Origin of the sequence: Methylobacterium organophilum, from assembly GCF_022179465.1 — a bacterium.
Lineage (GTDB): Bacteria > Pseudomonadota > Alphaproteobacteria > Rhizobiales > Beijerinckiaceae > Methylobacterium > Methylobacterium organophilum.
In genome coordinates, this window is the sequence record NZ_BPQV01000002.1 from 490,231 (window position 1) to 507,347 (window position 17,117).

General features: G+C 71.1%; 15 protein-coding genes. 10 read left to right on the forward strand and 5 right to left on the reverse strand.

Features of this window, described 5'->3' with window-relative positions; translation table 11 throughout:
• Positions 1 to 125: 125 nt before the first annotated feature.
• A complete protein-coding gene (gene secB, locus MFF21_RS04980) occupies positions 126 to 638 on the reverse strand; it encodes a protein-export chaperone SecB (RefSeq protein ID WP_238310091.1) in 513 nt (170 codons plus the stop codon).
• 394 nt (positions 639 to 1,032) lie between these two features.
• Here secB and MFF21_RS04985 point away from each other — a divergent pair, with 394 nt between their 5' ends.
• From MFF21_RS04985 to mnmE, 5 genes are all read left to right on the forward strand, one after another.
• Positions 1,033 to 1,749: a Tim44/TimA family putative adaptor protein gene (locus MFF21_RS04985; RefSeq protein ID WP_238310197.1), complete on the forward strand. Its 717-nt coding sequence runs from the start codon at positions 1,033 to 1,035 to the stop codon at positions 1,747 to 1,749.
• Between the two features lie 12 nt (positions 1,750 to 1,761).
• Positions 1,762 to 2,958, forward strand: coding sequence for a murein transglycosylase A (gene mltA / locus MFF21_RS04990; protein WP_373324921.1), 1,197 nt, complete (start codon positions 1,762 to 1,764; stop codon positions 2,956 to 2,958).
• Positions 2,955 to 3,647 (forward strand): Smr/MutS family protein, encoded by a 693-nt coding sequence (locus tag MFF21_RS04995; protein ID WP_238310093.1) that lies wholly within the window; start codon positions 2,955 to 2,957, stop codon positions 3,645 to 3,647. The genes mltA and MFF21_RS04995 overlap by 4 nt, the downstream gene beginning before the upstream one ends.
• 298 nt (positions 3,648 to 3,945) lie before the next feature.
• The gene (gene rho, locus MFF21_RS05000) at positions 3,946 to 5,289 is read left to right on the forward strand and encodes a transcription termination factor Rho (protein ID WP_238310198.1); all 1,344 of its coding nucleotides are present in this window, start codon (positions 3,946 to 3,948) and stop codon (positions 5,287 to 5,289) included.
• A 247-nt stretch (positions 5,290 to 5,536) separates the two neighbouring features.
• Positions 5,537 to 6,850, forward strand: coding sequence for a tRNA uridine-5-carboxymethylaminomethyl(34) synthesis GTPase MnmE (gene mnmE / locus MFF21_RS05005; protein ID WP_238310094.1), 1,314 nt, complete (start codon positions 5,537 to 5,539; stop codon positions 6,848 to 6,850).
• A gap of 695 nt (positions 6,851 to 7,545) precedes the next feature.
• On the opposite strand, the gene MFF21_RS05010 is transcribed toward mnmE, so the two are convergent.
• A complete protein-coding gene (locus MFF21_RS05010) occupies positions 7,546 to 7,962 on the reverse strand; it encodes a hypothetical protein (protein ID WP_238310095.1) in 417 nt (138 codons plus the stop codon).
• Between the two features lie 98 nt (positions 7,963 to 8,060).
• Positions 8,061 to 8,972, reverse strand: a complete 912-nt coding sequence (locus tag MFF21_RS05015) for a hypothetical protein (protein WP_238310096.1) — start codon at positions 8,970 to 8,972, stop codon at positions 8,061 to 8,063.
• A gap of 409 nt (positions 8,973 to 9,381) precedes the next feature.
• Between MFF21_RS05015 and MFF21_RS05020 the strand changes: the two genes are divergently transcribed.
• Complete coding sequence (locus MFF21_RS05020) at positions 9,382 to 10,416, forward strand: aspartate-semialdehyde dehydrogenase (RefSeq protein ID WP_238310097.1); 1,035 nt, start codon at positions 9,382 to 9,384, stop codon at positions 10,414 to 10,416.
• A 64-nt stretch (positions 10,417 to 10,480) separates the two neighbouring features.
• Here MFF21_RS05020 and MFF21_RS05025 read toward each other — a convergent pair whose 3' ends face one another.
• Both MFF21_RS05025 and crtD read right to left on the reverse strand, forming a co-directional pair.
• Positions 10,481 to 11,341: a carotenoid 1,2-hydratase family protein gene (locus MFF21_RS05025; RefSeq protein ID WP_238310199.1), complete on the reverse strand. Its 861-nt coding sequence runs from the start codon at positions 11,339 to 11,341 to the stop codon at positions 10,481 to 10,483.
• A complete protein-coding gene (crtD, locus tag MFF21_RS05030) occupies positions 11,338 to 12,873 on the reverse strand; it encodes a 1-hydroxycarotenoid 3,4-desaturase CrtD (RefSeq protein ID WP_238310098.1) in 1,536 nt (511 codons plus the stop codon). Before crtD ends, MFF21_RS05025 begins: the two co-directional genes overlap by 4 nt.
• A gap of 99 nt (positions 12,874 to 12,972) precedes the next feature.
• On the opposite strand from crtD, the gene MFF21_RS05035 reads away from it, so the two are divergent.
• From MFF21_RS05035 to MFF21_RS05050, 4 genes are all read left to right on the forward strand, one after another.
• Positions 12,973 to 13,842 (forward strand): polyprenyl synthetase family protein, encoded by an 870-nt coding sequence (locus MFF21_RS05035; RefSeq protein ID WP_238310099.1) that lies wholly within the window; start codon positions 12,973 to 12,975, stop codon positions 13,840 to 13,842.
• Between the two features lie 11 nt (positions 13,843 to 13,853).
• The gene (locus tag MFF21_RS05040) at positions 13,854 to 15,005 is read left to right on the forward strand and encodes a methyltransferase (RefSeq protein ID WP_238310100.1); all 1,152 of its coding nucleotides are present in this window, start codon (positions 13,854 to 13,856) and stop codon (positions 15,003 to 15,005) included.
• Between the two features lie 171 nt (positions 15,006 to 15,176).
• Complete coding sequence (gene bchC, locus MFF21_RS05045; protein ID WP_238310101.1) at positions 15,177 to 16,115, forward strand: chlorophyll synthesis pathway protein BchC; 939 nt, start codon at positions 15,177 to 15,179, stop codon at positions 16,113 to 16,115.
• Positions 16,112 to 17,116: a chlorophyllide a reductase iron protein subunit X gene (locus MFF21_RS05050; protein WP_238310102.1), complete on the forward strand. Its 1,005-nt coding sequence runs from the start codon at positions 16,112 to 16,114 to the stop codon at positions 17,114 to 17,116. The genes bchC and MFF21_RS05050 overlap by 4 nt, the downstream gene beginning before the upstream one ends.
• Position 17,117 lies beyond the last annotated feature (1 nt).

A 17,117-nucleotide genomic window follows, 5' to 3' on the forward strand; every position in this document is an offset into this window, starting at 1 on the left:
ACCGTTCGGCCAAGAGGATAGGCGGGCGGGAAGTTCCGGAGCGGTTGTCCGGACGGGAAAGACGGAGACCCTCCGCGGGCGCGCCGCGGAGGGTCTCGACGATAAAAGCGAACCTACGAACTGGATCAGGAAGCCAGCGGCGCGCCGGGCTGACCACCGGCCTGCTGAGCTTCCATCATCTTCTGGCGGTACAGGCTCACGAAATCGATCGGGTCGATGTACAGGGGCGGGAAGCCACCGTTGCGCACGGCCTCGGCCACGATCTGGCGAGCGAAGGGGAAGAGCAGACGCGGGCACTCGATCATCACCGCCGGATGGATCTGGTCCTGCGGGATGTTCCGCATGCGGAAGATGCCGGCATACTTCAGCTCGAAGGCGAAGAGCACATCGTTGTTGATCTTCGCGTTGCCCTCAAGGGTCAGCTCGACCTCGAAGTCGGCCTCGGCGATCTGCTGCGCGTTGACGTTGACCTGAATGTTGATCTGCGGGCTCGCCTCCTGCGGCTGCAGGGAGCGCGGCGCGTTCGGGTTCTCGAACGAGAGGTCCTTCGCGTACTGAGCCAACGCGTTGATCGCGGGGGCGAGATCCCCGCCCTGCGCCGCCGCGCCGTTGCCGTTCGGAGCCGGGTTGTCGGCCATGGCGTTTGTCCTCTCTATCGAAAACACGTCTTGCGCAGGTCCGACCGTCCGGCCCACACTCGTCCGATGATGGGTTGGGAACGGGTCTCGACGGACAACCGCCCTCGACGGCCGTGCCGCTATCACGCCCGTTTGCGACGAACAAGCGCAGCGCCCCGCGGAGAAGGGCTCACGTTTCCTCACAAAGCTGTCCCGGCAAGCGCGAACCCGCCTGGATCCCGCTCGCGGAGCACACCATATCGATTCCGGTCTCGTGCCGAGGACGTCGGACTGCTATGCGGCTCGTTCTTTGCGCCCGGAGCCCCTGCCGGATAACGGGCGGCCGAGGGGGTTTTCGTCGAGGCGCCCCGGAGACCGCCGCGTTGGCCAACGCGCGACACGATTTGGATCGGTGATGCAGGATTCCTTCGACGTTACGACCCTGATCTTCCTGGCCCTGGCCGTCTTCGTCATCTGGCGGCTGCGTTCGGTGCTGGGGCAGAAGACCGGCGCCGAGCGCTCGCCGTTCCGCCCGATCGAGCGCAATCGCACGGAGCCGCAAGCGGGCCGGAACGAGGGCGACAATGTCGTGCGTCTGCCTGGGGCCGACCGTGTGCAGCCGGCAGCCGCCCCGGCGACAGAGACGCGCGATTGGCGCGGGATCGCCGAGCCGGGCTCGGCGGTCGCGCGCGGACTCGAACTCGCCGTGCAGGCCGAGCCCGGCTTCGATCCCCGCGCCTTCCTCGAGGGGGCGAAGAGCGCCTACGAGACCATCGTGATCGCCTTCGCGAAGGGTGACCGGAAGACCCTGCGCTCGCTTCTCTCCCGAGAGGTCGGAGAGGGCTTCGAGAGGGCCATCGCCGAGCGCGAGAAGCGGCGCGAGACCGTCGAGACCACCTTCGTCTCGATCGACAAGGCCGAGATCGTGGCCGTGGACGTGCGCAACCGTGTCGCACAGATCACGGTCCGCTTCCTGTCGAACCTCATCACCGCGACCCGCGATGCGGACGGCAAGGTCGTGGATGGCAGCCCGGAGACCGTGGTCGAAGTCCCCGACGTTTGGACCTTCGCCCGTACTCTCGGCAGCCGGGATCCGAACTGGCAGCTCGTGGCGACCGAGGCCGGCAACTGACCTGCCCGGGCGATGGCGCGCCTTGCACGATATAGGTTCGCTTTCGCCGCGGCCGTCTGCGCCCAGGCCGGGTTGGCCGTGGCCGACGACACGGTCAAGGTCGGCGGTGCGCTTCTCGAACCGGTGCGTCTCGGGAGCCTTCCCGGCTTCCACAACGATGATCTCAGGGCCGCTCTCGACACCTTTCGGCGGGGCTGCGCAACCCGCCAGGCGGTTCCGGCCCAACCGGATGCTGCGGGGGATACGGACGATCTCGAAGCCGCCTGCGCGGCCTCGAACGGGATCACCTTCGAGAAGGCCAGCGACTTCTTCGAGCAGAACTTCAACGCCTATCGCATCCTGCGCCCTGACCGTTCGGGAAACGAGATCCGCCGGGGCTTCCTGACCGGTTACTTCGAGCCCGAACTGATCGGCTCCCTTGTCGAGGCACCCGGCTTCACGACCCCAGCCCTGGCACGCCCCGACGATCTTGTCAGCTTTGAACCGGGGCAGAGTGCGCCCGGCCTGGATCCCGAACTGCGCGCGGCACGTCGGATCGGTGAGGGTTTCGTGCCGTTCCCCACGCGCGCCGAGATCGAGGATGGGGTTCTGGGAAACGGCACCCGGCCCGTCCTATGGCTACGCGATGCGGTCGACCTTTTCGTCCTGCAGGTGCAGGGCTCGGGACGGGTTCGCCTGCCTGATGGCCGCATCGTGCGCCTGACCTATGACGGCAAGAACGGACGCCCCTATACCTCGATCGGGAAGCTGATCGTGCAGGAGGGCCACCTTCCTCTTGAGGGACTGACGCTCCCGCGTTGGACAGGCTGGCTGCGGGCGCATCCGCAAGAGGCGCGGCGTCTGATGCGTGCCAATGCGTCCTATGTCTTCTTCCGCCTGGAAGACATCGCAGATCCGCGGCTCGGGCCGCCGGGCGCGGCCAAGGCGCCGCTCACACCGGGTCGCAGCCTTGCGGTGGATGGGGGGATTTGGCGGTATGGGTTGCCGTTCTGGCTGGAGGGGCGTCTGCCGGGGGGCACGGCGGACGGCCGGATGGTGATCGCGCAGGATACCGGAAGCGCGATTATTGGCCCGGCACGGGGCGATCTCTTCGTCGGCACCGGCGAGGCGGCGGGAATCGCCGCCGGAAACTTGCGCGATGCTGTGGGCTTCGTCGTTCTGCTTCCCAAGCACATCGGCAAGACTGGGACGGCGGACGCCGCGCGATGAGGAAGCCCCGCCGGCCCCGGACGCTCACGGAGGGTGAGGCGCGTCTCTGGGGGGAGATCGCCAAGCTGATCACCCCGCTGCGCGGGCGCGCGAAACGCGGCCCGACGACGGCTGCGCCTGAAAAAGCCTCACAGCAAACCATTGAAAAAGAAAAGGTTTCCCGGCCATCCGAGCACCCGGCTCCCCCGCGGCCGAAGCCGGTCGCAGCGGCCCCGAAGCCCGCGCCCGTGCTGCCCGCGGCGCGCCCGGGGCAGCGCCCGCTCAAGCTCGGCGACCTCCATCCCAGCGTCGCGGTGCCGAAGCCGAGCCCCCCTGCGGTGGCGGCAGCGAAGCCGACGCGGACCGCCCCCTCCGGCCTGGAGCGGCGGGAGCATCGCGGCCTGAAGCGCGGCCTGCTGCCGATCGAGGCGCGCATCGACCTGCACGGCCTCTACCAGGCGGAGGCGCATGCGGCCCTGGTCGGCTTCCTGATGCGCGCGCGCGCGGCCGGCCATGCCCGCGTCCTCGTCGTCACGGGCAAGGGCGGGGAGGGCGCCCGCGATCCCTTCTCCGAGCGGGGCGTGCTGCGCCGGAGCGTGCCGCACTGGTTGCGCGGGCCGGACCTGCAGAGCGTCGTCGTCGGCTTCGAGGAGGCGGCCCGGCATCACGGCGGTGCGGGAGCCCTCTACGTGAGACTGCGACGCCGCTGACCGCGCCTCCGAAAAAGATCAATTAAATCAATAGTTTGAGACATCCACAGCCCATATCGGCCGCGCCGCGCCGGGGGACTTGAGCCAGATCACGAAAAGCGGTATTGACAATTGCTCTCCTTGTTGAGCCGTGCCGCATCCCCAGGGCCTCCCGGCTCCGACGAGACGATGTGCGGGCTCCCTCGCTTCCTGCGATGACGAACCGGATCGTGGTGCCCTCGGCACCCGGTGCAAGGCTCCCCAACCGACCCGCGCCACCCCGCCTTTCTCGCCTTCTCCTGAAGTCATCAATCACCACATGACGTCATCGAACGACGCTCTCGCTCCCGCAGACATTCCCGCCGAGCCGACCCTGGCGGCGACGGATCTCGACACGGTTCGTGAAGTAAAACTTCAAGACCTGAAGTCGAAGACGCCGACCGAGCTCATCGCCTTCGCCGAAGAGGTCGAGGTCGAGAACGCCTCGACCATGCGCAAGCAGGAATTGATGTTCGCGATCCTGAAGCAGCTCGCTGCCAAGGAGGTCGAGATCATCGGCTCGGGCACCGTCGAGGTCCTGCAGGACGGTTTCGGCTTCCTGCGCTCGTCGGATTCCAACTATCTGCCGGGCCCGGACGACATCTACATTTCCCCGACACAGATCCGCCGCTTCGGCCTGCGCACGGGTGATACCGTCGAAGGTCCCATCCGGGGGCCGAAAGATGGCGAGCGGTATTTCGCGCTGATCAAGGTCAACACGATCAATTTCGAGAACCCCGAGAAGATTAAGCACAAGGTTCACTTCGACAACCTGACGCCGCTCTTCCCGACGAAGCGCTTCAAGCTCGAGCTGGACAATCCGACCAAGAAGGATTTCTCGCCGCGCATCATCGACATCGTCTCGCCGATCGGGAAAGGCCAGCGCGCCCTGATCGTGGCGCCGCCCCGGACGGGTAAGACGGTGCTGATGCAGAACATCGCCCAGTCGATCACCCTGAATCACCCCGAGTGCTACCTGATCGTGCTGCTCATCGACGAGCGGCCGGAGGAAGTCACCGACATGCAGCGCTCGGTGAAGGGCGAGGTCATCGCCTCCACCTTCGACGAGCCGGCCACCCGCCACGTCCAGGTCGCCGAGATGGTGATCGAGAAGGCCAAACGTCTGGTCGAGCACGGCCGAGATGTCGTGATCCTTCTCGACTCGATCACCCGTCTGGGCCGCGCCTACAACACGGTCGTGCCGTCCTCCGGCAAGGTTCTGACCGGCGGCGTCGACGCCAATGCTCTGCAGCGGCCGAAGCGTTTCTTCGGCGCGGCGCGCAACATCGAAGAAGGCGGCTCTCTGTCGATCATCGCCACGGCGCTGATCGATACCGGCTCGCGCATGGACGAAGTGATCTTCGAAGAGTTCAAGGGCACCGGCAACTCCGAGATCATCCTCGACCGGAAAGTCTCCGACAAGCGCATCTTCCCGGCGATCGACATCACCCGCTCGGGCACGCGCAAGGAAGAGCTTCTGGTTCCGCCGGATTCTCTCAAGAAGACCTATGTCCTGCGCCGGATCCTCAACCCGATGGGCGTCACCGACGCGATCGAGTTCCTGCTGGACAAGCTGCGCCAGACCAAGAGCAACGCCGATTTCTTCGACTCGATGAACACCTGAGCCGAAGAAGCACAGCCCAAGTCTTCACAAGTAACGCGAAAAACGCAGCCCCGCTGCCGGCCTCGGCACGGCTCCGAAGCCGGGCGCCCGGGGCTTCGAAGCCCTGGCCTCGGGGCTTCGAGGCGGCTGAGCAGAACCCCGCTCCGCCGGGATTGTGTCGCCGCCCCGCAGCCAGACGTCGCATCCGCCACCCGGTCACACCAGGACCGGGTGCGGATTCCGGGAAGGACGGGAGCCGGGAGCACCCTTGCCCGACGAGGCCACCATCTTCGCCCCCGCGAGCGGCTTCGGCCGCGCCGCGATCTGCCTGATCCGCATCAGCGGCCCGGCCTCGGCGCCCCTGCTCGAATCGCTGTCCGGCGCCCTGCCGCCGCCCCGCCGCCAATCGCTGCGAACCCTGCGCGCCGCCGACGGCACGCTGCTCGACCGGGCGGTCGTGGTGTTCATGCCCGGCCCGGCCACCTTCACCGGGCAGGACATGGCCGAGCTGCATCTGCATGGCGGGCTCGCCGTGCGCGCGGCGGTGCTGCGGGCGCTGCACGCCTTTCCCGGCTGCCGGGCGGCGGAGCCGGGTGAGTTCGCCCGACGGGCCTTTCTGGCCGGGCGCATCGACCTGACCGAGGCGGAGGCCACCGCCGACCTGATCGACGCCGAGACCGAGGCCCAGCGCCGGCAGGCCCTGCGCCAGCTCGAGGGCGCCCTGGGCCGCCAAGTCGCGGAATGGCGCGAGACCGCGATCGGGCTCCTCGCCCAGGCCGAGGCCGCCCTCGATTTCGCCGACGAGGGCGATGTCGCGGACGAGGCGCTGGACGCGGCCCTCGGCCGAGCTGCTTCCGCCCTGCGCGACGCGATCCGCGCCGCGCTTCGCGACGGGCGCCGGGGCGAGCGCCTGCGCGAGGGCTTCTGCGTGGTGCTGGCCGGCCCGCCCAATGCCGGCAAATCGACCCTGCTCAACACCCTGGCCGGCCGCGACGCGGCCATCGTCTCCCACATCCCCGGCACCACCCGGGACGTGATCGAGGTGCGCTGCGATCTCGGCGGGCTGCCCGTGGTGCTCGTCGACACGGCGGGCCTGCGCGAGACCACCGACCCGATCGAGGCCGAGGGCGTCGCCCGCACCCGCCGCCGCATCGCCTCCGCCGACCTCGTCCTGCATCTCGTCCCACCGGAGGGAGCGGAGGAGCAGGCACAGGGCGGGGTGCCCTGCCTCGTCGTGCGCACCAAGGCGGATCTCGGGGAGGGGGGAGCGGGGGAGGCCGACGCCCTCGCCCTCTCCGCCAAGACCGGGGAGGGGATCGAGGCCCTGCTCGCGGCGATCCAGCGGAGCGCCGAATCCGCCCTCGGCGGCGGCGAGGCCCTGGTCACCCGCGAGCGTCACCGCGACGCCCTCACCCGCGCCGCCGCGCATCTCGACCGCGTCGCCGCGCCCGCGACCGACCTGCCGGAGCTGATCGCCGAGGACCTGCGCCTCGCCGTGCGCGCCCTGGGCGAGGTCGGCGGCCATGTCGGTGTCGAGGAAATGCTCGACCGGCTGTTTTCGGGGTTCTGTATCGGGAAGTAGCGGAGGCGCCTCCGCGGTGTCCGGCTGGGCACGCCGGCCGCGCGCAGTCCCTCTCTCCGCGTGCGGGGAGAGGAGGGCGCCTCTGCGGTTTTCGGCTCGCGCGTCGGTCATGTGCATCCCCTCTCTCCGCTTGCGGGGAGAGGGCCGGGACGACCTCGTCGTCAGCGCGGCGAGGCGGCAGCCGAGGGTGAGGGGGCTCAGCCGGATGAGACTCCTCCGGAATCGCCCCCTCACCGCCGCTCCGGCTGCGCCTCCGCTCCCCGCATGGACGACGGGTCCATGCGGGCCTCTCCCCGCGTGCGGGGAGAGGGGGGCGCCTCCGCGGTTTTCGGCTCCCGCGTTGGTGGTGTGCGCAGCCCCTCGCCCCGCTTGCGGGGAGAGGGCCGCGACGACCTCGTTGTCGGCGCGGCGAGGCGGCAGCCGAGGGTGAGGGGGCTCAGCCGGATGAGACTCTTCCGGAATCGCCCCCTCACCCCCGCTCCGGCTACGCCTCCGCTCCCCACATGGACGACAAGGTCCATGCGGGCCTCTCCCCGCGTGCGGGGAGAGGGGGGGTGCTTCTGCGGTGTCCGGCTGGGCGTGTCGGTCGCGTGCAGCCCCTCGCCCCGCTTCCCACGCTCCGATCCGGCCGAAAGCCGTCCCGAACGAGAACGGGCCCCAAAAGGGGCCCGCTTCGTGTCCGTGGCCGCGGCGGCTTACCGGTAGGGGTTCAGGCCGGTGCGGGAGACGTAGGAGGTCGGGTCGATCGCGTCGACCGCCGAGAAGTCGACGTTGCGGATCGCGGTCGAGCGGGCGCCGATGAACGGGCCGTTGGTGATCGGGTCGGGCAGGTTCGAGCCGCCATAGAGGTCGTTGCGGCCGTAGACCGGGCTCAGGGCGTTCGAGGCGGCGATGAAGGCCGGGTTGGTGGCCGGGTTCATCACGGAGCCGTTGCCGGGCTCGGTCACGTTGCCGGCGTCGAGCCAGCTGCGCGGACGGATGCGGATCGGCAGCGGCTGGCTCACGCGCACGTAGCCCGGATTGCCGTAGGGGCCCTGTGCCTCGGCGGCCGTGCCGAAACCGATGGCGGAGAGCGTAAGGGCGCCCAGCAGGGCTATCTTGGTCGAGCGCATAGGACCACCTTGTTGAAACCGGGGACAGTATGGCCAAGCTTCCTTAAGGAATCCGGCCTTTGGCGAATAGACGTGTGAGCGGGGCCGTTGTTCCGGCCCTAGCGCGAAGCTTGTGCGTTTTGCCGCAATAACGCCTCATTTTTTCGTGCGCGTTTCTGAGCGGCGGAATGCGCGGTGGGTTTCCCGGCTTTCGCAGGGGTGATCGAGCCGGTGGCCTCCCCCGCCTGGGCCGCCTCGGCGCCCGTGCCGGCCTTGCAGGAGGGGTCGCGCCGCGCCTCGGCTTGGGTGAAGGCGGTCTCCAGCGGCGACACCGATGTGCCCTTCAGCACCAGCCGATCGACGGCGCAGGCCAGATCCCGCGGTTCCGGCATCTGGCCGAGGATGCCGCAGAGCCAGCCATCGAGGCGCATGGCCTGGGTCTCCAGGCTCTGGAAGCCGAGGCAGGCCCGGCTGCCCTCGCCGGACAGCGTCGCCGCCACGGTCTCGAAGGCGCCGAACTTGGTGGCGAGCTGCCCGCGCTCGCCCGTGCGCGTCACGGCGAGGCCGCGCCCGTCCGCCGCCCGGCGGGCGAGGGTGACGAACAGGCTCGACCCGGTCTCGGCGCCATCGGTCATGGTCAGCACCAGATAGGGCGCCTCGATCGCGTCGAAGCTGCCCGAGGTCAGCGCGTCCTCGCGCAGGCCCGTGGCGGCGTTCCAGCGGGGCGGCTCCGTGCGCAGGGGCAGGTCCGGCTGCGCCGGCTCCAGGCCGAGCAGGGGCCCGCCGGCGGCCACGGGCGTGGCCGCGCGGACGGGGGCGAGCGCCCGGGGCGGGTCGCTCCAGGGCGCCGGGGCCGGGGGCGCCGGGCCGCGGTCCCGGGCCACCAGGGCGAGGCCGGCGATCAGGGCGGCGGCGCTGGCGAGCTGGCCGGCGCGCCGCAGGCGGCGGAAGGGTTTGGCCCGCACCAGCAGGCGCGGGGCGGGCTCCTCGGCGGCGCTCTCGTCGGGCTCGAAGCTCGGCTCTCTGCGCATCGGCGGCACTCCCGAAAGGGGGCGGAAGGCAGCGCGCCTTCCCGGCCTTCCGCTGTGCGGCCGCGGGCCCCAAGCTTCGGTTTCCGGGGGAAGGGACGGGCCGGATTCGTCCCCGGCTGCCTCCGGTTACAGTGAACGCTTTCTTTCGTCTCGCCTCCGGCAGGATCCTGCCGGTCGCCCCGGGGCCGCCCTTGACAGCACGCGCGCGTGGGCGCTTTGTGCACCCGCGAACGGAGCCCACCCCGCCTGAGCGGGGGCGGGCTCGTTTGCTTGGGGCACCCGCGATCCCGGCTTTCCGGAACGGCAGGCCCGCCCCTTTCGGCAAGGCCGCCCGCCGCGAGGGTCGCGACGAGGCGGCACGGTCCCTTCGGCGCAGAACGCCCGGGACCCGCGAAGCGGAGCGGATGAGATGGGTTACAAGGTCGCCGTCGTCGGAGCCACGGGCAATGTGGGCCGCGAGATGCTCGACATCCTGGCCGAGCGCGCCTTCCCGGCCGACGAGGTCGTGGCGCTGGCCTCGCGCCGCAGCCAGGGCCAGGAAGTCTCCTTCGGCGACAAGATTCTCAAGGTCAAAGCCCTCGACACCTACGACTTCACCGACACGGACATCTGCCTGATGTCGGCCGGCGGCGAGGCCTCGAAAGAGTGGAGCCCCCGCATCGGCCAGCAGGGCTGCGTGGTGATCGATAACTCCTCGGCCTTCCGCTACGACGCCGACGTGCCGCTGATCGTGCCCGAGGTGAATGCCGACGCGGTGGTGGGCTTCACCAAGCGCAACATCATCGCCAACCCGAACTGCTCCACGGCGCAGCTCGTGGTCGCGCTCAAGCCGCTGCACGAGGCGGCGACCATCAAGCGCGTGGTGGTCTCGACCTATCAGTCGGTCTCCGGCGCCGGCAAGGACGCCATGGACGAGCTGTTCAACCAGACCCGCGCGGTCTTCACCGCCGGCGAGGTGGTGCAGAAGAAGTTCACCAAGCGGATCGCCTTCAACGTCATCCCCCACATCGACGTGTTCATGGAGGATGGCTACACGAAGGAAGAGTGGAAGATGGTCGCCGAGACCAAGAAGATGCTCGATCCCAAGATCAAGCTCACGGCCACCGCGGTGCGGGTGCCGGTCTTCATCGGCCATGCCGAGTCGGTGAACATCGAGTTCGAGCGCCCGCTCTCCCCCGAGCAGGCGACTGAGATCCTGCGTGCGGCCCCGGGCGTGCTCGTGATCGATAAGCGCGAGAACGGCGGCTACATGACCCCGCACGAGGCGGCGGGCGAGGACGCCACCTACATCTCCCGCATCCGCGAGGACGCCACCATCGAGAACGGCCTGAACTTCTGGTGCGTCTCCGACAACCTGCGCAAGGGCGCGGCGCTGAACGCGGTGCAGATCGCCGAGGTGCTGATCAACCGCAAGCTGCTGCAGAAGAGCCAGCAGGCGGCCTGATCCGGCCCTCACAGAGGACTAAGTTCGAGAGGCGCCGCTCCGAAAGGGGCGGCGCCTCTCGCGTTCAGCCGGGCACCCGCGGCATCCGGAACGGCAGCATCAGCTGCACCAAAGGGTTGCGGAAGCGGGTGAGCGACAGGCTCTCGTGCACCGGCCGCACCGCCTCGCCGTCGAGGCGGGTGGCGAGCAGGGAGCGGGCGTAGAAGGGGGTGTCCTCGAAGGTGCGCAGCACCCGGGCGGCGCCGTCGTCGCTGCGGGTCGAGCGGCCCATGCGCCAGAGCCGCGTCGGCGGCAGAGCGGCGGGGAGCGGCGGGCGCCATTCCCGGCGGCGGCCGTCCCGGGCGAAGCGCAGGGACAGGTTCTGGCCGCTGCCGTCCGTCCGGCGCACGTCGTAGAGGATGGCCGCCCCCTCGGAGAGGTCGGCCCGGCACCAGGTCCAGTCGGAGAAGGTGTCCTCCAGGCGGCCGTCGCCGTCGTTCGTGTCGAAATAGCCGGTGCCGCGCCAGCGCAGGGCCGGCTCTTCCAGCGCGACCTCGACCGCGGAGGAGGGCGCCATCGGCCACCAGCGATGCAGGCCCGGCGCGTCGAGGGTGAAGGGGCCTTCCGTGATCCCGTGGGGGGTGAGCCGTATGGTGCCGCGGATCGGGTAGGGCAGGGGCGCGGCCCGCTCGTCGAGGCGGATCGTCAGCGCCGTGCCGTCCCATTCCATGGCGCTCGCGCCGATGGCGATCGAGGCGGCGTCGCGGGCAAGCGCCCGGGCACCGCGCTCGGTCATGGCGAAGCGGTTCGCCCGCTCGCCGTAGAGCACCACGTTCATGGCGCAATGGGCGAAGGGGTCCTGGGCGCGGTCGAGGACGTAATAGGGCGAGAACACGCTGCCGATGAAGGCGATGACGGTCAGCCCCTGGCGCCCGTCCGCGCTCAGCGCGTCGACATACCACCAGGCATAGCCGCCCGTCGCGACCGGGCCGTCGAAGCGAGGTCGGCGAGCACCGCCTGGGCCGCCAGCCGCCCGGACTGGGCCGCCATCGGAACGCCCGGCCCCGGATGCACGCTCCCCCCCGCCAGGTAGAGGCCCGGCAGGCGGGTGCGCGCCCCCTGGCGCTTGAAGGTCGCGCTCCAACCGTGGGAGGCCCGGCCGTAGAGGGCGCCCCCCGTCCCCGGGAACAGCGCTTCGAAGCCCTCCGGCGTGGTGATCGCCGGGGCCGCCGCCGGGGTCAGAGTGAGCCCGCAGGCCGAGAGCCGTTCCGTCAGAGTCCTCTCGCATCGGGCGATCTCCGGGCTGGTGGGCGGGCGCTCGCGCCCATCGGCGGGGGCGTTGACGAGGACGAGCAGGCGCTCCGGCCCCGAAACCGCGCCGCCCTCCGCCGCCCGATCCTGGGCGCAGACATAGACGGTCGGGTCGGAGGGGAGCTGGCGCCGGGTCAGGATCTCGGCGAACTCGGCCCGGTAATCGGCGGAGAAGAACACGTTGTGGTGGGCGAGGGGAAACCCCTCGGCCCGCGCGTTCAGGCAGAGGGTGAGGGCGGAGAGCGAGCGCTCCGGCGGCGCGATCCGGTCGCCGGCGCAGGCCGCCGCGCGTCCGAACAGGCCGAGCCCGAAGGCCGCCGCATCGGCATTGGCGACGACCACGTCCGCAGGGATGCGCTCGCCGCTGGCGAGCAGCACGCCGGTCACGCTCCCGGCCTCGGTGAGGATGCGGTCGACCTGCGCGCCGTAGCGCAGCCGCGCCCCGTTCTCGGCGGCGAGCGCCGCCAGCACCCGGGCGAGGCCGGAGAGGCCGCCCTCGAGGGTCCAGAGCCCGGCCTGCTCGACATGGGCGACGAGCATCAGGGTGGCGGGGGCGGCGAAGGGCGAGGCGCCGCAATAGGTGGCGTAGCGGCCGAAGAGCTGGCGCAGGCGCGGATCGCGAAAGTACTCGCCGAGCGCCGACCAGAGCGTGGCGAAGGGCTGGATGCGCCAGAGGTCGCCGAGGCCCGACAGGCCGACCCGCCGGCCGAGCTCGACCGGCCCCGGCCGCTCGCCGCGGATGAAGGGACCTTCGAGGGTGCGGTAGACCTCCGCCGCCCGGACACAGAAGCGGCGATAGCCCTCGGCCTCGCGGGCCCCGGCGAAGTCGGCGATGGCCCGGGCCGAGGCTTCCTCGTCAGCGAAGAGGTCGAGCCGCTCGGTCCGGCTCCAGGCGTGGCGGGCGATCAGGCGCGCGGGCGTCAGGCACACCCTCTCCTCCAGGGCCGCGCCCACCTCGGAAAAGATCTCGTCAAAGACCCAGCGCATGGTGAAGACGGTTGGCCCGGCCTCGACCAGGCGGCCATCGACCTTGAGGCTGCGCATCTTGCCGCCCGGGCGGGCGGCCCGCTCCAGCAGCAGCACGTCGAGCCCGGCATGGGCGAGCCGCAGGGCGGCGACGAGCCCCGCCACCCCGGCTCCGACCACGACGATCCGCTCGGAGGCCACGATCCCACGCTCCTGGCGGCCATTGATCCGGACGCCATTAAGTGTCAATCTTTGTTGACATACAAGAGCGACAAACAAACGACACACCGGGAGAGAGCCATGGATGCCGGCGGACGGATCGAGGCGGCGCTCGATATGGCGGTGGCGCGGGCGGAGGCGCCGGGGGCGCCGCCGCGGCTGGCGGAGGCGATCCGGTACGCGGTGTTTCCCGGGGGCCACCGGATCCGGCCGCGGCTCTGCCTGGCGGTGGCGCGGGCCTGCGGCGACGACGATCCCGAAGCCTCCGACGCGGCGGCCGGCGCGATCGAGCTGCTGCACTGCGCCTCGCTGGTGCATGACGACCTGCCCTGTTTCGATGACGCGCCGATGCGCCGGCAGAAGCCGAGCGTGCACGTGGCCTTCGGCGAGCCCCTGGCGGTGCTGACGGGGGACGCCTTGATCGTGCTGGCCTTCGACACGCTGGCCCGGGGCGCCGCCCGGCGGCCCTCGCGCCTCGCGGCCCTGGTCGGGCTGGTCGCCCGGGCGGTGGGTTCGCCCGCCGGCATCTGCGCCGGCCAGGCCTGGGAATCGGAGCCGACGGTGGCGCTCAGCGACTACCAGCAGGCCAAGACCGGCGCCCTGTTCGCCGCGGCCACGGTGGCGGGCGCCACCGCGGCGGGGGAGGCGGCCCTGCCCTGGCGGCTGCTCGGGGAATGCCTGGGCGAGGCCTATCAGGTCGCCGACGACCTGCGGGACGTGGCCTGCCGCCAGGAGGAGATCGGCAAGCCCGCCGGCCGCGACGTGACCCTCGGCCGGCCGAACGCCGCGGCCCTGCTCGGCATGGGCGGGGCCATCGAGCGCCTGCGCCGGCTCTGCCGCGACGCGATCGAGGTGATCCCGGATTGCCCCGGCGCCGAGGCGCTGCGCGCGGAGATCACCGCGCAGACCCGGCTGTTCCTGCCGGCGAGCCTGCGCCTGGCCCCGGCCTGACGGAGCGCGCCATGCCCGCTTCCCCCGCGGAAGCCCGAGCGGTGGCGGCGCTCCCCTGGCGCGAGCGGGTGCTCGCCTGGCGCAACCGGCTGGTGGCGAGCCCCCGCTTCCAGCTCTGGGCGGCGGGCTTCCCCCTGACCCGGGGGCGGGCGCGGCGCAACACCCGCGCCCTGTTCGATCTCTGCGCCGGCTTCGTCTACGCGCAGGTGCTGTTCGCCTGCGTGCGGCTCGACCTGTTCCGCCTGCTCCAGGCCGGCCCGCTCGCGGCGGAGGCGGTGGCGCGGCGCCGGGACTTGCCGCCGGAACGGGCCGAGCGCCTGCTCAAGGCGGCCGTCTCCCTCGGCCTGCTGCACCGGCTGAAGGACGGCCGCTTCGCCCTGGCCGATCTCGGGGCGGCGATGATCGGCAATCCGGCGATCGCGGCGATGATCGAGCATCACGCCCTGCTCTATGCCGACCTCGCCGATCCGGTGGCCCTGCTGCGCGGGACGGGCGGCCTGACCCGCCTCGCACGCTATTGGCCCTATGCGGAAAACCGCGATGCCGAGGCGATCCAGGAGGCGGCGGTCGCCCCCTATGGCGGGCTGATGGCGGCCTCCCAGGCCATGATCGCGCAGGACGTGCTCGACGCGATCTCGCTCCAGGGCCGCAGCGGCCTGCTCGATGTCGGGGGCGGGGAGGGCGCCTTCGCCGCCTCGGTGGCGCGGCGCTACCCGGACCTGCCCCTCGCCCTGTTCGACCTGCCCGCGGTCGCCCGCCGGGCGCAGAGGCGGCTGGCGGAGGAGGGGCTCGGCGGCCGGGTCGCCTGCCATGGCGGCAGCTTCCATGCCGATCCGCTGCCGCGGGGCTACGACGCGGTCTCCCTGGTCCGCATCGTCCACGACCACGACGATGCGGAGGCGCTGCATCTCCTGCGTGCCGCGTACACCGCCCTGCCACCGGGGGGACGGCTGATCCTGGCGGAACCCATGGCCGGGACGAAGGGGGCCGAGCCGATCGGCGACGCGTATTTCGGATTCTACCTGCTCGCCATGGGCAGCGGACGGCCCCGCACCGCCTCGGAGCTGGCTTCGATGCTGGCTTCGGCCGGCTTCGAGGCCATCCGCGAAGCCGGCACCCGCCGGCCGCTGCTGGTGCGGGTGCTGATCGCGGATCGAGGTTGAAAGTCGTAAGTTATACTTGACGTCGTGAAGTGTCATTCTAAACTTACACTCAACGACAACGTCCCTTGACGGAGTCGCCCGGTCGCCAGGGAGCGTCCGGACAGGCCAGGCGCCGGCGGCCCGAGCAAATCGGGCCGAAGACGGCGACCGGGAAGAGCGGAGGCTCCAGCCATGGACGCACTCGCCGTCATCCTCGAACGTCCCGAGCGGCTGGCCCTGACCCGCCTGCCGCTGACGGAGGCCGGCGCGGCCGATGCGGTGGTGGCGATCGCCTGGAGTGGGATCAGCACCGGCACGGAGCGGCTGCTCTGGTCGGGCCGGATGCCCGCCTTCCCCGGCATGGGCTACCCCCTGGTGCCCGGCTACGAGTCGGTCGGCACCGTGGCCTGGGCCGGCCCCGAATCGGGGCTGCGCACCGGGGAGACGGTGTTCGTGCCCGGCGCCCGCTGCTTCGGCGAGGTGCGGGGCCTGTTCGGCGGCGCCGCCTCGCATCTGGTGGTGCCCGGCGCCCGCCTCGTCCCCGTTTCCCCGGCGCTCGGCGAGCGGGCCTGCCTGATCGCGCTCGCCGCCACCGCCTACCGCGCCCTGTCCGGCGTCACCCCCGGCGAGCCCGCCCTCATCGTCGGCCACGGCGTGCTCGGGCGGCTGCTCGCACGCCTCACCCGGGCCGCGGGCGGCCAGCCGGTGGTCTGGGAGACGAGCCCGGTCCGCCGCGACGGGGAATTCGGCTACCCGGTCCTCGCCCCGGGGGAGGACCCGCAGGGCGCCTACGCCACCATCACCGATGCCAGCGGCGATGCGAGCGGGCTCGACACCCTGATCGCCCGCCTGGCGCCCGGCGGCGAGATCGTGCTCGCCGGCTTCTACGAGGCGCCCCTCGCCTTCGCCTTCCCCCCCGCCTTCCTGCGGGAGGCCCGCATCCGCGTCTCGGCGGAGTTCAAGCCGGGCGACCTCGCCGCGGTGACCGCGCTCATCACCGGCGGCCGCCTCTCCCTCGACGGCCTGATCACCCACCGCCTGCCCGCGGCCAGGGCCGAGGAGGCCTACCGCACGGCCTTCGGCGATCCGGCCTGCCTGAAGATGATCCTCGACTGGAGAGCCTGTTCATGAACCTGCAGTTGAACAAGGCCGCCCTGGAAGCCGCCGCGCATCTGCGCGCCGAGGCCGCCATCGCCCCCGATCCCGTCGCCACCGCCCCGGCGAAGAAGGAGACGCAGATCATCGCGATCTACGGCAAGGGCGGCATCGGCAAGTCCTTCACCCTGGCCAATCTCAGCTACATGATGGCCCAGCAGGGCAAGCGGGTGCTGCTGATCGGCTGCGACCCGAAGAGCGACACCACCTCGCTGCTCTTCGGCGGCCGGGCCTGCCCGACCATCATCGAGACCTCGACCCGGAAGAAGCTCGCCGGCGAACCGGTCGCCATCGGCGACGTCTGCTTCAAGCGCGACGGCGTCTACGCGATGGAGCTCGGCGGGCCGGAGGTCGGCCGCGGCTGCGGCGGGCGCGGCATCATCCACGGCTTCGAGCTCTTGGAGAAGCTCGGCTTCCACGACTGGGGCTTCGACTACGTCCTGCTCGACTTCCTGGGCGACGTGGTCTGCGGCGGCTTCGGCCTGCCGATCGCCCGGGACATGTGCCAGAAGGTCATCGTCGTCGGCTCCAACGACCTGCAATCCCTCTACGTCGCCAACAACGTCTGCTCGGCGGTGGAGTATTTCCGCAAGCTCGGCGGCAATGTCGGCGTCGGCGGCCTCGTCATCAACAAGGACGACGGCACCGGGGAGGCGCAGGCCTTCGCCGAGGCCGCGGGCATCCCCGTCCTGGCCTCGATCCCCGCCGACGACGACATCCGCCGCAAGAGCGCGAATTACGAGATCATCGGCAAGCCGGACGGGCGCTGGGGGCCGCTCTTCGCGGAGCTGGCGCAGAACGTTGCGCAGGCCGCCCCGCACCAGCCGAAGCCCCTCACGCAGGACGGGCTGCTCGGCCTGTTCGCCGGCGAGACGGTGGGCCGCGACGTGGTGCTGGAGCCGGCCACCCTGGCCGACATGTGCGGCGCGGCCAGCCTCGAGAAGCCGTCCCTCGAAGTCGTCTACGACGAGGTCTGAG

What these genes read in the sequence shown, in the direction of transcription:
- secB (WP_238310091.1), bottom strand. Translation starts at nt 638, where the DNA reads ATGGCCGACAACCCGGCTCCGAACGGCAACGGCGCGGCGGCGCAGGGC.
- MFF21_RS04985 (WP_238310197.1), top strand. Translation starts at nt 1,033, where the DNA reads ATGCAGGATTCCTTCGACGTTACGACCCTGATCTTCCTGGCCCTGGCC.
- mltA (WP_373324921.1), top strand. Translation starts at nt 1,762, where the DNA reads ATGGCGCGCCTTGCACGATATAGGTTCGCTTTCGCCGCGGCCGTCTGC.
- MFF21_RS04995 (WP_238310093.1), top strand. Translation starts at nt 2,955, where the DNA reads ATGAGGAAGCCCCGCCGGCCCCGGACGCTCACGGAGGGTGAGGCGCGT.
- rho (WP_238310198.1), top strand. Translation starts at nt 3,946, where the DNA reads ATGACGTCATCGAACGACGCTCTCGCTCCCGCAGACATTCCCGCCGAG.
- MFF21_RS05010 (WP_238310095.1), bottom strand. Translation starts at nt 7,962, where the DNA reads ATGCGCTCGACCAAGATAGCCCTGCTGGGCGCCCTTACGCTCTCCGCC.
- MFF21_RS05015 (WP_238310096.1), bottom strand. Translation starts at nt 8,972, where the DNA reads ATGCGCAGAGAGCCGAGCTTCGAGCCCGACGAGAGCGCCGCCGAGGAG.
- MFF21_RS05020 (WP_238310097.1), top strand. Translation starts at nt 9,382, where the DNA reads ATGGGTTACAAGGTCGCCGTCGTCGGAGCCACGGGCAATGTGGGCCGC.
- MFF21_RS05035 (WP_238310099.1), top strand. Translation starts at nt 12,973, where the DNA reads ATGGATGCCGGCGGACGGATCGAGGCGGCGCTCGATATGGCGGTGGCG.
- MFF21_RS05040 (WP_238310100.1), top strand. Translation starts at nt 13,854, where the DNA reads ATGCCCGCTTCCCCCGCGGAAGCCCGAGCGGTGGCGGCGCTCCCCTGG.
- bchC (WP_238310101.1), top strand. Translation starts at nt 15,177, where the DNA reads ATGGACGCACTCGCCGTCATCCTCGAACGTCCCGAGCGGCTGGCCCTG.
- MFF21_RS05050 (WP_238310102.1), top strand. Translation starts at nt 16,112, where the DNA reads ATGAACCTGCAGTTGAACAAGGCCGCCCTGGAAGCCGCCGCGCATCTG.